The organism is Prosthecobacter fusiformis (genome assembly GCF_004364345.1).
GTDB lineage: Bacteria > Verrucomicrobiota > Verrucomicrobiia > Verrucomicrobiales > Verrucomicrobiaceae > Prosthecobacter > Prosthecobacter fusiformis.
On record NZ_SOCA01000009.1, the window covers coordinates 149,964 to 163,989 of the forward strand.

At 55.5% G+C, this 14,026-nt stretch carries 11 protein-coding genes; 8 read left to right on the top strand and 3 right to left on the bottom strand.

The features are described from left to right. Positions 1–78 precede the first annotated feature (78 nt). On the top strand, positions 79–3,774 hold the full coding sequence (locus EI77_RS19035; RefSeq protein WP_133796895.1) for a WD40 repeat domain-containing protein: 3,696 nt from the start codon (positions 79–81) through the stop codon (positions 3,772–3,774). Continuing rightward, positions 3,771–4,247: a cupin domain-containing protein gene (locus tag EI77_RS19040; protein WP_133796896.1), complete on the top strand. Its 477-nt coding sequence runs from the start codon at positions 3,771–3,773 to the stop codon at positions 4,245–4,247. The genes EI77_RS19035 and EI77_RS19040 overlap by 4 nt, the downstream gene beginning before the upstream one ends. Before the next feature lie 67 nt (positions 4,248–4,314). Here the strand turns inward: EI77_RS19040 and EI77_RS19045 are convergent, their stop codons facing one another. From EI77_RS19045 to EI77_RS19055, 3 genes are read right to left on the bottom strand one after another with little or no spacing between them, the layout of a single operon-like run. Further along, positions 4,315–5,223, bottom strand: a complete 909-nt coding sequence (locus EI77_RS19045; RefSeq protein ID WP_133796897.1) for a L,D-transpeptidase — start codon at positions 5,221–5,223, stop codon at positions 4,315–4,317. A gap of 40 nt (positions 5,224–5,263) precedes the next feature. After that, positions 5,264–5,923, bottom strand: coding sequence for an HAD family hydrolase (locus tag EI77_RS19050; protein WP_133796898.1), 660 nt, complete (start codon positions 5,921–5,923; stop codon positions 5,264–5,266). 53 nt (positions 5,924–5,976) lie between these two features. After that, positions 5,977–7,071: an alpha/beta hydrolase family protein gene (locus EI77_RS19055; RefSeq protein WP_133796899.1), complete on the bottom strand. Its 1,095-nt coding sequence runs from the start codon at positions 7,069–7,071 to the stop codon at positions 5,977–5,979. 93 nt (positions 7,072–7,164) lie between these two features. Here EI77_RS19055 and EI77_RS19060 point away from each other — a divergent pair, with 93 nt between their 5' ends. From EI77_RS19060 to EI77_RS19085, 6 genes are all read left to right on the top strand, one after another. Further along, the gene (locus EI77_RS19060; RefSeq protein WP_133796900.1) at positions 7,165–7,725 is read left to right on the top strand and encodes a hypothetical protein; all 561 of its coding nucleotides are present in this window, start codon (positions 7,165–7,167) and stop codon (positions 7,723–7,725) included. Between the two features lie 319 nt (positions 7,726–8,044). Further along, positions 8,045–9,199, top strand: a complete 1,155-nt coding sequence (locus EI77_RS19065) for a DUF3570 domain-containing protein (RefSeq protein WP_166647366.1) — start codon at positions 8,045–8,047, stop codon at positions 9,197–9,199. Positions 9,200–9,202: 3 nt separating this feature from the next. Next, entirely contained in the window at positions 9,203–10,180 is a 978-nt protein-coding gene (locus EI77_RS19070) for an FAD:protein FMN transferase (RefSeq protein WP_133796902.1), read from the top strand. A gap of 21 nt (positions 10,181–10,201) precedes the next feature. Further along, positions 10,202–10,690: a TlpA family protein disulfide reductase gene (locus tag EI77_RS19075; protein ID WP_133796903.1), complete on the top strand. Its 489-nt coding sequence runs from the start codon at positions 10,202–10,204 to the stop codon at positions 10,688–10,690. A gap of 50 nt (positions 10,691–10,740) precedes the next feature. Then, a complete protein-coding gene (locus tag EI77_RS19080) occupies positions 10,741–10,935 on the top strand; it encodes a DUF4266 domain-containing protein (RefSeq protein WP_208300412.1) in 195 nt (64 codons plus the stop codon). Between the two features lie 31 nt (positions 10,936–10,966). Continuing rightward, complete coding sequence (locus EI77_RS19085; protein WP_166647367.1) at positions 10,967–13,915, top strand: Ig domain-containing protein; 2,949 nt, start codon at positions 10,967–10,969, stop codon at positions 13,913–13,915. Positions 13,916–14,026 lie beyond the last annotated feature (111 nt).

Consider the following 14,026-nt stretch of genomic DNA (forward strand, 5'->3'; position numbering starts at 1 on the left):
CATTCCCCTTTTCCAAATTGTATGATGAATTCGTCTTTATCCTGTATCTTGCTGGCAGCTCTGTGGTGGCCGGGAGTCTTGTCCGCCCAGAATCAGGATGTGCCCGAGCCGCCTGCGGAGTGGAAGGTGGAATTTCAGCCGAGGACAGCATCCGCACTGTTGGGACATCTGGGAGAGCCTGAAATAGGCTCACCGATGAATACGCGTGATCTCAGGATGGTCTGGCATGAGAGCGGGCGTCTTTTCTTTTCTAATACAGGGATCCATATCCCCCCTTCCGAGCAGATCATTCAGGTATGGAGCTACCCGACGGCAACATCCCCGGCGAAATGCAAGGGCAGTCTCAACGTGGGGGGATCTTGGTCGCTCTCTGCAGCGGGTGACCGGTTGTGTGCCCAAGCCTACGCGCCCGCCGAAAAGTATCACTATGACAAGAATGAATTTCATGCGGTGAGCTGCTTTCGGTTTCCTGAGGGCGTGCGAATATGGAAGTGCGCTTTTGATACTGGCAATTATGCGAGGCTGGTAGCCACCTGTTTCAGTAAAGACGACAAGCGGGTCCTGGCCGCCACTTACAATGAAGGTCTGTCCACATTGCATTTATTGAATGCGGAAACTGGGGCCGAAGAAAGCCGGTTGGTCGTGTCAAACCATCAAGAGCGAAGGTGCTCCGAGAGCTGTCTGGTGGCTTTGGGAGATGAGTTTGCCCTGATTATGCAATCCGAGTCCCAAGGGGCCAAAATATTTCAAGTAAGGCTGAATCCACTGAGACTGGATCCGGCCCCTTTTGAAAATTTGTCTTTGGGTGATCTACATCGTCTGGTGCGTAGCAAGGACGAACGCTACCTGGCTGTATCCAGCAGTGATAGCTATGAAATCCTGGAGGCAAAAAGAGGTATGTGGGAATCCTGCCTGGATGGCCGTGCCCAGGGGGTGTGGTCTGGTAACGGCAGATTTTTAAATCCGATGGTTTTCTCACCCGACAGCCGGTTTTTGTTTGTGAGCACGTCCGCAGAAGCGAAGGTGATCGACATCGCCGCACGAAAGGTGATCAAGGATGAACTAGGAGGTGCAGAGGGGGCCGTTTATTCGCCAGACGGGTCAGTGATTTTGGTGGCGGAGCACAGCGGCATCGGTGTCTGGAATACGAGGGACTGGAGCTACCGGCCTTCCATCGAAAGCCAGCATGACTGCCCGGTATCGGGGGTGAATTTTTTACCTGATGGCAAAACGCTGATCTCTCGAGACCACAATGGCCTGATCGTATGGGATTTACCCACACGAAGAGCGCGAGCTTCGCTCAAAAGCTCACGGACCCAAGCCCAGTTTGGAGCTTTTGTTCTGGTCAATGGGATGCGGGACATCATCGCCAGTGACGGCTGGGACTACTTGCGCTGGCCTATGCCTTCTTTACAAGGTCCGCCGCCTGCCAAGCCTGTGAAAAAGTTGGGTGTTCCGGCCTTTGGAACAGTGCTTAGCCAGGCCGAGTCATGCACGCACCAAAGCATCTTTGCAGATAAAACAGGCCGTCAGCTGATTACGGTGTCGTCTGGGAGCGTGCATCTGAGGGATGTATCGGCACCCGGTACGGTCAAGACCTTGTCATCATTGGAGAATACTAGATTCAGCGACTATGAGCATCTGGTCTTTTTGGATGAACAGAATATCTGTTTGCATAATTCGGAAGGTGAAATTTTCCATGTGAATCTGAAAACGGATCAGCTAACTGAACTGACCGAGATGAAGGATGCCTCGTATAAGGGGCTGTGGATTCCTGGCAGGCGGTGGTATGCAACTCTGGGCAAGGCTGGTGTGCAGTTCATTAATGCAGGAACTGGAGCCGTGGCACAGACTTTGCGTAAAATGAAGGGGAATGTGGATTTTAGCCATACCTACATCCAAGGAGCGTTTGGAGCAGCGGTCACCAAGAATGAAAAAATGGTGGCGGCTTTTATGTCAGACCGTTTGCACGGCATCAATTACGTGAGTCTTTGGGACCTTGATTCGGCACAGATGCTAGCTTTGCAGATGCTGCCTGGGATGAGTATGAACTGCCTGGACTTTTCCCCGGATGGAAAGACCCTGGCGGTGGGACATGGGAACACGGCGATTTCCCTGTGGGATGTGGACAAGATGATCGCGGCAGCTCCGCCGCCTGCGGAAATTCCGGTGGTGGCTTCAAGCGCTCCGAGAGTGCGTCCTAAGGTGGCACAAGCTGAAGAAGAGCCATCTGGTCCTGTGCCCGATGCGGAAGGTCATCTATGGACTTTCCGTCCAGACGGTTCCTGCGCGGTAGAATCCCGCCTGCCATCATTTGGGAAACTGAAAGTGAATGGAAAGCCGTTTGTCAGCCAGCGGGTATCCTACTTCAAGGCAGAAAAGGAGCTGATACGCAGCCCATTTGCCCTGGATCATTTTGGAGTGATCGAAGGGGAGGGGGTGTGGGTGAGCCGCCACTTGGGTGTGCATGCAATGTTCATGATGGCAGAAAATATTCTGCATGCGGTGGACAGCTTTACCAATGTAACTGACAAAGCAGTGAAGACCGAGATCAGTTTTGAAATCGAGTATCCGGCTGATGCCAAAGGGCTACTGACAACTCCGGATGCGCCGTTAACCATCCCACAAGACGGGCGGTTTTCACTGGGGAAGGATGACCTCTGGATCGCGGCTTCAGGGTCTGGAAAAGTGGGGGAAACGCTGGCGGCTGTGCGTGTGCAGACGATCGTCAAGAAGCAGTCTCCCCAGGTGCAATGGGATGCGATGAGCAAAAAGCTGCTGGTCACTTATACCGCAGAGATTCCGCCCGGTGAGACACGCTGGCTGGCGCATGGTGTAAGTCTGGTCCGACGTTATACTGAGGGGGGGATTGATGCGGTGACTGGTTTTCCCAGCCATGCCGAGGTCGGCTACCATGTGCCTCCTGGAAATGACGCCCAGATCCTCAATTTTGGCCGACCTGATCTGGGGAGTCCTGATCATGTGAAGCTTCCTCAATTCTCCTCCACGATGGACGAGGAGAACAGTGATTCTAAAACGAAACGAGACCTGGACGGCCTGGGTTTTACCTGGGCAGAGCAACATGACAAGGGGAGATATGGGGAAATGGGAGCGACGAGTGTCTATCAAATCTGGTTTGAGGGACGCCCTGCAAGGATGAGGCTGCCTGATTCCTTGTTGCAGCCTCATTACAACGGAAAACTGGTGATGCGGTCTGCCATCGTCCTGCATGACCCCATGTCCCCGGTGATGGTGCAGCGCCAGGATCATAATCTTGAAGGTGGAGCAGCTACCGTATGGCAGGATAAATTTTACAATCCAGATGCGGAGGCCCGGACCGTGCGCATGAGCTATGTGACTACATTCCGCTCACCTGTGGTGGCTGTGTGGGATGCGAATGGGCAAAAGCGACCACTGGCGGATCTGAAGGACACGGCTTCGGGACTGGGCGGAGCCTGCGCGTTCGTTTTGGAAGGAGCGGAGCAACCTGCCACACTGCTGGCTTTTCATCGTGAGGGCGCAGCCATATCCGCAAAGATGCGTTGGCTGGGGCCTCAGGCGATCGCGCTGGATTACGAATTTGTGATCGAGGCAAAAACGACGGTGAATCTTCTCCATGGGGCTTGTCAGCGCCCTTTAACAGCTTTTGGTGGGGCGGATAGTGCTTTTTCCGACTGGCTGCCGTTAAAGCTTAAACCTTCAGTTGCACAGCCGGGTCAAACTTCGGTCCAACCTATCATGTTGCTAAATTATATAGTAAGTCCCTCTCCATGAACCGTACCCACTCTGAAGATCTGCCCTGGAACACGCAAAATTCGCCACAGAGGAAGTATGGGGTGATGAGGCGGGGGCTTTCGCAGGCGGCGGGTTGCCCGAAGGATACGGGGACTTGGGGTGGGGGACATCCGTTTGAGGTGGAGATCCACCGGGTGGCACCGGGGAAAATCAATTTTCCGCTGCATGAGCATTCGGCGCAGTGGGAGGCTTATTATATTCTCTCCGGAATGGGCCAGGTGCGCGGGCCGAAGGGAACAGAATCGATCCAGGCGGGGGATTATTTGGTCTTTCCGCCGGGGGAGGCGCACCAGATCATCAACCATACGGAGGAGGAGCTGACTTTTATGGTGATCGCGGATCAGCCCCAGGCGGATGCGATCCATTATCCAGAGTCGGGCAAGTGGCTCTTGAAGCCCCAGAAGAAGTGCTTTGAGATGAACGAGGTGGACTACTTTAAGGGGGAAGAGTGAGGAGTGGTGCACAAAAAAGGCGCTGACCGTGGGAACGGGCAGCGCCTGGGAAAAGGGGATGGTTTAGTTATTGACCAGGGGCGGGCTCGGCAGGCTTGACCTCTTCAACCGGGGTGGCTGGTGCGGGTGCGTCTGGGACGGATTCGAGAGCCTGTGTAGGAGCGGGGGTGGGCGCAGGCAGAGTGGTGATGGTGGTGGTGCCGGTAGGGGTGGTGGCCGGGGTAGTCGCTGAGGCATCAGGGCCAGGGCCGTTCGGATCATCGGCTGCCAGGCTGGTGGCTTCTTTTTGACCAGCGACATCGGCTTTGGCCTTGGCGGCAGCCAGCTTGGCGGCATTGGCTTTGGACTTGGCGTTGGACTGCTTCAGGTAGGTGGCGTAGTCCGGGCCGCTGCCGACGATGGTGACTGGGGTGCCAAGGGTGACGCTGCGATAGATGGTGCCGGCGAATTTGGATGGCAGGCGGATGCAGCCGTGGGAGGCGCGGCGGCCTGGGCGGGGGATGGGACCGATGTGCATGCCCACGCCATCATTGGTGAGGCGCATGAAATAGGTCATCTTGGCGGCTTCAAAGCGGCCACCGGGTGGCAGGAGGTCGCGTCCTTGTTTGAAATCTGAATTAACCAGCTTGCCGTTGGCATCGTAGCCTTTGCCATAAAGGTTGGAGACTTTGTCCGCGACTTTTTCGATGATTTTGAATTCACCGGTGGGGGTGGGGAAGCTGGTGATGCCGGTGGCGACGTAGGTCCAGCCGATCTGGTCCTTGCCGTTGTAAAGGTAGGCGATCTGCTCATCCACGTTGATCTTGATGGAGGTGATGCTCTTGCCTTCGCCGGTCCATTCAAAGAGTCCGGTACGCTTTTGGGCCTCTGCTGCGGGCGGAGGCTCCGCCGTGGGGGTCTTACAGGATGAAAGACCGAGAGCAGCCACCAGGATGGTGCTTTGGAGAGTGATTCGCAGGATGCGGTTATGGGACATGGTCTGGCAGACTACGCCTAATTTCCGCTTGACTCAAGGGTCAGCACGATTTGGCGAAGATTTCGAGCAATTCGCCCGGCTGGGAAATGATGTGATCTGCACCGTTTTCGGTGAGTTCCTGGACGGAGCGGAAACCCCAGTCCACCCCGATGGCGAGCATGCCAGCGCTTTTGGCGAACTGCATATCGATGCCTGAATCGCCGACGTAGGCGCATTCATGGATGCTGATTCCTAGGGAGGCGGCGGCTTCTAAGGCACCTGCAGGATCGGGTTTATGAGGGACTTCCTGACGCTGGCCGAGAATGATATCAAAGCTGCCAGGGCCGAAGAAGTGCTCGGTCATGGGGACGGTAAAACGGTGGGCTTTATTGGAGATGACGCCGAGCTTCAAGCCGTTTGCTCTGAGTGAGTCAAGAGCCGGGACGATGCCGTCATAAGGCAGGGTCTGCTGCTGCCACAGGGTGTTATAAAGGGTCCGGTATTCCTCTGTACAAATCCGGATGAGTTCACTGTTGCGGTGGGCTGCCGGCAGGGCGCGCTCGACGAGTTTTTCCATGCCGTCCCCGACCATCTGTTTGAAAATTTCGATGTCACAGCGGGGGTAGCTGCGGGCATCCAGCATACGGTTGATGGATTCGGCGATGTCCGCGAGGGAATTGATGAGGGTGCCGTCGAGGTCGAAGATGAAAGCTTTCAGCATGCTGTGTGATGGCCCGGGATGCAGGAGACTTCAAGCATGCCTGTGTTACGGAGTCAAAGGCCGGACTGGGTGTCACCAGATTCCAGGAGGATGGGATTTTTGAGATCCCAGACGACAGGTGTGCCTTTTTGCTGGGCGGCGAGCCAGTTCAGACCTGCGTTGTAGATGATTTCGTGCGCTCCATCAAACAGGGTGATGCGGGTGCTGCCGGAGATTTTGCGAAACAGAACGGGCTTGGGGGTGCGGAGGGTCTCCTTCAGGAGTCTGGATTCGGTGGAGCCGGGCATCCAGCCAGGGCGTTTGGAACCGGGGGGAAGGATGGATATGTAAAGAGGGTCAGGCTCGGGAGCCGGCCAGGAGGATGGGCGTTGCTGGGTTTCATAATAGCTCTGAATCTCCTGGTCCGGCAGGGTTTCAGCAGCGGCCTGGTTGAAGGCTAACAAACTATGCCGAAATGGAACGCTGCCCAGGCGGCCATCCTGGATGCCATGATTGAGGTCCAGGGGCAGCTGTCTGGCCCGGGACAGCCAAGTCAGGGGCGAGCGCTTGATGGCTTCCTGCAATCGTGCGTCTGTCGGCGGTCCACCGAGGGAGGCTTCGATGTTCTGAGCATAACCATCGGGGCGGCCGTTTCTCAGATGCTCGCTATGCCAGGCTGCGATGTCGCTGATGCCGCACCAGGCTGAGACGCCCGCCCAGATTTCCGGATGCCTGCCCGCCATAAGCATGGCCATATGGCCGCCACCGCTGACGCCGATGAGGTAGATGCGGCTGGTATCCACGGCCTGGCTCTTTTTCATGTGCTCCACTGCATCAACAACGTCCTGCACGGCCAGGTCGCTGCCCATGGCCTCGGGTGTGTTGTTAGGCCCGCGGAAATTGGGGGCGATGAAATGCCAACCCATTTGACTGCACCAGTGGGCGTAGGCACGGCCATTGGAGCTTTGTTTATAGTCGCTGCTCCAAGTGTGGAGCCCGACGAGCAGGGGGCGGGCTTCCGTGCCGGGTGGAGACCACGCCAGTGCAGGCTGTTCTGTCTGGTCGGCAGAGCTGCGGACTTGGATATGCTGGAGGTTGGGTGGCCAGGCCTGGGCGTAGGCTAGGTGGCAGGCCAAGAAAAAGATCCCGGTGACAAAAATGGATTGCATGGAATCCAGAGGGTCCAACGAAGGACGGGGAGCATCAAGAATAAAATGATGCTGAGGAAGGCAACTGCTAGTGAGTGTCAAAATCAACCTAAGATGACATTTCGGTCATTTATCGACAAGTCTTTGCAAGCGCAGGAATACCCAGCGAAGATGGGGCTGCATCCTTTTATGAGGCTTCAACAACAAATCATCTCTGCGATCTTGATGTTGGTTTATGCCTTCACCGGTACATCCATGCTTCCGGCAATATTTGTTATGCTGGCGGTGTATGATGGCAGCCATAGCATCCAGGTCCGGGAATCGGATCGCGGGACCCATCTGCTGCTCCATCATGATGCGGGGAATTATACACCGGCTGTTTGTGATCATGAGAATCGGGTGGCCAAATTCATGGTCACCCTTTGCAGACCAGATCATGAGGGAGATCACTGCCTGCTGTCAGCGCACATGAGGGTCAGCATAACTTCCGAAGATCATTCTCTCAAGGGACTGGCGAAAAGCAATCAGATGCTCAACTACGGGGCGACCGAAAAGCTGGTGTTCAGCTTTCCCAGATATTCGGATAACGAAGCACAGGCAAGGATGAATGACCTGGGCCAAGCTTGTCTGAAGCACCGCCAGGAGAATTGGGGTACGGTGCAGATGCTGGTTTGAGAGGTGAGAAATGCGCGTGCCGCCATACCGCGTGCTTCTTCAGCCCGGTGGCCCATGTCGGTCCCATGAGCGGTTAGAGAAGCAAATGCAAATCATCATTTGTTAGGGGGTGGCTCAGCCGTACGAGCGCCACATCTGTCTCTTCACCCTCCCTGTGCTTCATGGGCATGCAGTTCAATATCCATGCAGAGGCGACTACAGGCCAGCACAACCCTGCCCTGATGACAGCCACAATTTCTTCACCGCTCCGTCCAACATGTCCATTACCAAGCCAGCCCATCCCGAGACTTTCATGCGGGAACTTATAAACAAGCCGTTGATGAGACCCCGTACTCTGGCTCCGCTGCTGCTGCCCACGATTTCCCTGGGTGCGGCTGAACATCTGCGCTTTGACTCCAGCTATCAGACCTATGAGGAGGCCAATGGCCGCATAGCCGTGGAGTCCTGGTATTACCGTGGTGAAATGAATCTCACGGATGAAACCCTGTTTAAATTCCAGCTCTTGAGAGATGCCATTAGTGGCGCATCGCCGACGGGGGCACTGCCGGGGGGCACCCAGCCATTTCTTTCGGACGTGGAGGATGTGCGTAATGGGATCCTGGGTGCATTGTCGCATCAGTTTGGAGACCATCGGGTGGAGGTGGAGTTTTCCCGCAGCAAGGAACATGACTACCTTTCGTATGGGCTGTCTCTGAGTGACCGCTGGGAGTTAAACCAGAAGAATACGACGCTGTCTATGGGGTTGAATTACCTGGACGATTCCATTGTGGTGCTGGGGATTGAGGATCAGTCAAAAAAGAGTTATGACCTTTTCTTTGGGGTGACCCAGCTGCTGGACAAAAACACGGTGCTGGCTGCGAACCTGACGGTGGGATACAGCGAAGGATATCTGAATGATCCGTATAAGGCCATCCAGCGCACAGACATTGTCTCTGTTTCCGATGGAATGGGAGGGATGATTGATTTCCCGACGACAAACCTGTATCGGGAAAATCGCCCGGACAGCAGGCTGCGAGGGGTGTTGCAATTGCAAGGAACGAGGTTTTTTGACAAGTTTCAAGCCGCGTTGGACGCGACGGTGAGGCTGTCCACCGATGATTATGGTGTGTTTTCCCAGAGTCTTCAGGTGGAATGGAGGCAAGCGCTTGGGAGCAGGCTGGAGCTGACGCCGTTTTTCCGTTACTACAGGCAGAACGCGGCCGATTTTTTCCACAATACCCTGGATGATGTGTCTGTGGCAGACCCTGCGGAATATCCCAGCGGAAGGGGGCCACACTATTCGGCGGATTATCGCCTTTCCTCCATGAGCTCTCTGAGCCTTGGGCTGAAGGCCCGCTGGCGTGTGAGTGATAACATCTCCCTGTCTGCCGCCTATGAGCTTTATGACATGAGCGGCACAGGATCACAGCAGGCACCTGCTCAGGCTTATCCGACGGCGAGCATATGGACCTTTGGCGTGACCATCGAATTTTAAACCATGTCCGCTCACCAACAAAACCAACCGATGCGGATCACGCCGGACAGCCGTGGAGTGCGGAGTATTCCTTTCCATGCTTTGGGGGCACCCTGCGGTGTCCAGTTTCGATGCGATGACGATAAAAGGTCATTGCAATTTGTGGCGGATGCCTTGGGCTGGCTGGGTCATTTTGAAGCGAAGTTTTCACGCTTTCGTGCTGATTCCATGGTCACCCGAATCAACGAGGCAGCAGGGAAACAATGGGTGGAAGTGGACCCGGAGATGGAGCAGATGCTGGACATCGGAGATGCGATGCACCGCTTGACTGCGGGTTTGCTGGACCCTGCCATGCTGCCCCTGCTGCGAGTGTGGGATTGGAAAAAAGTGCATGCGGCACTGCCTGATGAGGAGACCATCCGGGAGGCGCTGGACCTGTGTAACTGGAGCGAGGTGGAAAGGAGTCCAGGAAAGATCCGGCTGCCAAGAAAGGGCATGGGCCTGGATTTTGGCGGCTTTGGCAAAGAGCATGCGGTGGACCAGATCGCCAGTATAGCGCGGCAGCATGGGATTGAGGATCTGCTGGTGGATCTGGGGCGTGATATCTTTGCGATGGGCGGGAACGGGCTGCATCCGTTTTGGCATGTGGGCATCCAGGACGGCATCCAGACGGAGCGTTGCATTGGTGGTCTGGCGGTCTCCAACTATGCCGTATGTGCCTCAGGCGACTATGCGCGGAGGTTTGAACATAAGGGGGTGCGCTATGGGCACATCCTGGACCGCCGGACCGGCTGGCCTGTGTGCCATGGCCTGAGGGCGGTGACCGTCCTGGCACCGACCTGCCTTGTGGCCGGGATCTATTCCACCTGTGTGTTTGTCCTGGGCAGGCGGGAGGGGATGCAATTCGTGCAGAACGCTCCGGGAGTGGAGGCCTGCCTACAGGATGAACAAGGGATTTCAGGGACAGAGCATTTTAGCAAACACCAAGTCAAAGCGGCTTAAAACGATACCAACTCAAATCATATGAAATACATCATCAGTCTTGTCATTACCGTCTGCTTCAGCCTAACCATGATTGTCGCGGGGGAACCTGCGGTCGGATCCGCTCTGCCGGATCTTGGCAGTCTGCTGCCTGGATCCGCCCTGCCAAAAACGGCGGGTAAAGTGGTCTTAGTGGACTTTTGGGCATCCTGGTGCGCGCCTTGCAAGGCATCCTTTGCCACGATGTCGCGCTTGCATCAAAAGTATGCGGCTCAGGGCTTGGTGATCATTGGCATCGGGGTGGATGAGGAGAAGGAAAAGTTCCTGTCATTTGCAGCCAAACAGCAACCCGGTTTCACCCTGGTGCATGATGCCGGACAGGCAGCGGCCGGTTTTTTTAATCCGCCGACGATGCCAACGAGCTATCTCGTCGATCGCAGCGGTAAGATCCGGCACATTCACAAGGGATTTAAAGGTGCGAAGACCGAGGCCGAATACACGGCGGAGATTGAGGAACTGCTGAGCAAATAACTCTACGACCAACCGAGATGAAACCTTTGATGCTCCTTCTGGCTTTTGCCATGACCGCACTCTTGAGCAGTTGCTCAGAAAATCTTGTTAGGGTGAAGCCTTTTGAGAGGGGAAACCTGGCGAATCCTTTGATGAGCACGGACCGTGATTCCCTTCTCCTGGCGATGACCATGCATGCCTACTTTTCACGCGAGGCGAGTTTTGGTGGCGGCGGAGTGGGAGGCGGAGGCTGTGGCTGCAACTAACCGATTTAAAACCATCCAGATTATGAACACCATGAAATGTTATTCACTCATTCAGAAACTCAAAAAATCTTTGTCGCGCGGTGGGTCGTTGCTCCTGCTTTTCCAGCGCACCCCGGTGGCGCAGGTGCTCATGCCGGAGGTAAATTTTCTGGCTTCGGCGGCGGCAATGGACACAGCGAAGATCGTCATTACCAGTGTGATCGGACTGGGAGCGTACGACAGTGTCGCTGGTGCAACTACGGTGAGCCAGGTGGCACCGGCAGCCGGTTCCACAACGGTGCCTGTGACATCGGGCACCAATCTGGGAAGTGTCTTCCAGATCATAGGAGGAGGTGGGCACACGCCTCAGTCCTGGTCGGTCTCCAGCGGCACATTGCCGAGCGGCCTGACGCTGACCAATGCGAAGGGGAAAACCACTACTCTGACAGGAACCACGACGCAGACGGGCAATTATCCAGTGACGATCAGGGCCTGGGAAAGCACCGGCTTCAAGGGAAGATCTGCGCAAGGAGCGTTTACGGTGCAGGTTTCCGCTCCTCCATCTGCAGCCATCGTTACCCAGCCGTCGGCGACCACAATCAATAGCGGGAGTGCGGCGACGCTGACCGTGACGGCTTCAGGAGGAATACCTCTGACATATCAGTGGTACCGGGGAAACAGCGGTGTCACCGACTTTCCTGTAGGGACGAATGCTGCCTCGTATACGACGCCTGTTTTGACAGCGACGACCAGTTATTGGGTGAAAGTGACCAATACCGTCAATCCTACTGGTGCGAACTCTAGTACGGCCACTGTGACTGTCCGGCAGCCTGCGGTGATCACGAGTGATCCGGCTCCCGTTTCCATCAATAGCGGACAAAGCATCGTGCTGACTGTCACAGCTACCGGGGATGATCCGCTGAGCTATCAATGGTATGAAGGAGCCAGCGGGGTGATAACAACGCCTGTGGGAGAAAATTCGGCTTCATTCACCACGCCGGTGCTGATCTACACGACGAGCTACTGGGTGAAGGTGAGCAATATCGCGAATCCTACTGGAATGAATTCTACGGAGGCCACAGTAACGGTCGTGCCACCGGCCATGCCTGTTATATTTACTCCTTCTCAGTTGGCTACCGGCAGGACTGGGATCTCGTACCGTGTGGCACTGGGGGCAGTGGGGGGGACGGGACCCTATGCTTGGTCACTCAGCAGTGGTACGCTGCCTGAGGGTCTAGAGCTGGACAGCACAGGGGTCATTTCCGGGACGCCGACGGTGGTGGGGACAAGTGCATTCACGGTGGAGGTGACGGACTTCAATGGGGATAAGGATACAGAAGCCTACAGTGTGACAATGAGTGACCTAGCCATCTCGACGACCATGTTGCCTACGGCTGTGAAGGGTGTGGCGTATTCTTATCCTCTGTCAGGTTATGGCGGCATGCCTGCATATTCATGGAAAGTGATTGGAGGCAGTCTGCCAGGGGGGATGAGCTTTTCAGATACGGGAATGCTTTCCGGAGTTCCTGCGACTGTTGGGAATGCGCCTCTGACGGTTCGTCTCACGGATGGTAGCGGTTTTTCTGTCACCCAGCAGCTGACAGTGCCCGTTTCGGCTACTTTTTTGGTACCTGTCATTCAGCCGTTCAGCTTTGAGCCAGTTACTATTGGGACCGATTTTAGCTATACGGTTTCGGCATTAAATTATCCGAAGACTTTTGTTATGACCGGCCTCCCGAAAGGGTTGAAATTTGTGGCAGCGACGGGAGTGATTAGCGGTCTGCCAGACGTGTCAGGGGTTTTTAATGTGCAGATTCGTGCTAGCAACACCGGGGGAACGAGCAGCACAGTGACAGTGCCTTTGACTGTGAATGCGCTGAAGGATAACTTGGTCGGTAGCTTTGGTGGATTGGTGGCGCGCGATCCTGTGAACCGGGGCCTGGGGGGCGTCTTGACCGTCACGACGACCTCGATTGGTAGTTATACGGTCAAGCTAGTTGGAGCACTGGGTATCAAGGCAGCCTCCACGAGTTATTCAGCCAAGGGCCGGTTGGTAGCTGCTGCCCCGCAGTTGAAAGTGCCCTTAGGAGGATATGAGTTGGCTTTAACCATCGATCCCGATACCGGGCTGATGGCAGGCACGCTTGGCAGTGTGAAAGTTAGCGGCTGGCGCTCTGCTTGGAATGCGAGGACCCATCCTGCGGATACACTGCTGGGCTATTATAGTCTGGCGTTGGACCTGAAGGATGCTTGGGATGTGGGTGTGGATACGGTTCCTCAAGGCAGCGGCTTTGCCACATTCACCGTCAGTTCTGCGGGAAGTCTGAAAGTGGTTGGGAAGACTTCAGATGGCCAGACGATCACAGGTGCCAGTTTCCTGGGATCTAAAGGAGAGTTTTGGATCTATACAGCTTTGTACAAAAATTTAGGCAGCATTCAGGGGGAGCTGGCCGTGCATGAGGATGAGGGGGGAATCGCTGCCTTCAATACTATCCGGGGAACTGTGTCCTGGTTTAAACCGGGAACGGTGACGCTGACCTATCCTGCGACCTTTGGACCGGTCAATTTAAAGGCAGAAGGGGGTTATCTGGCACTAGCGAGCAAAGCAAATATCCTGGGGTTGCCGGATGCGGGAAGCGTGCGACTGAGCTTCACGGATGGCGGGCTGGCAGCCTCGGACAAGGATCCGGACATGAGCTTCACCTATACTGCGGATCACAAAACCGTATTGTTAACTGATGCGGTGAATAATCCTGGAAAGGTGACTCTCAAAATCAATGCTGCTACGGGAGCCGTGCTGGGCAACTTTACCCTGGTGGAAGCCACACCACCTCTGACGCGGGCAAAAGTGCCTTTTGTAGGGCAGGTGGTGAGAATGAGTGATGGCGGTGTGAAGGCTGCAGGTTACTTCCTACTGCATCAGATTCCGGTCTCAGGCCAGACGGCGGCGAAGGCACCCGTCCTTTCGGGTGGTTTCAAACTTCAGCAGCCTGTTCCTTAATTTTCCATGGACCAGGCTATGAGGCCTGTCTTTGCATTCAGCAAAGGCAGGCCTGCCCCGAATTAAGGCACGTGCTGTGCTGTAAAGAAGGGTGGCGGGAGGGGGTTCTCG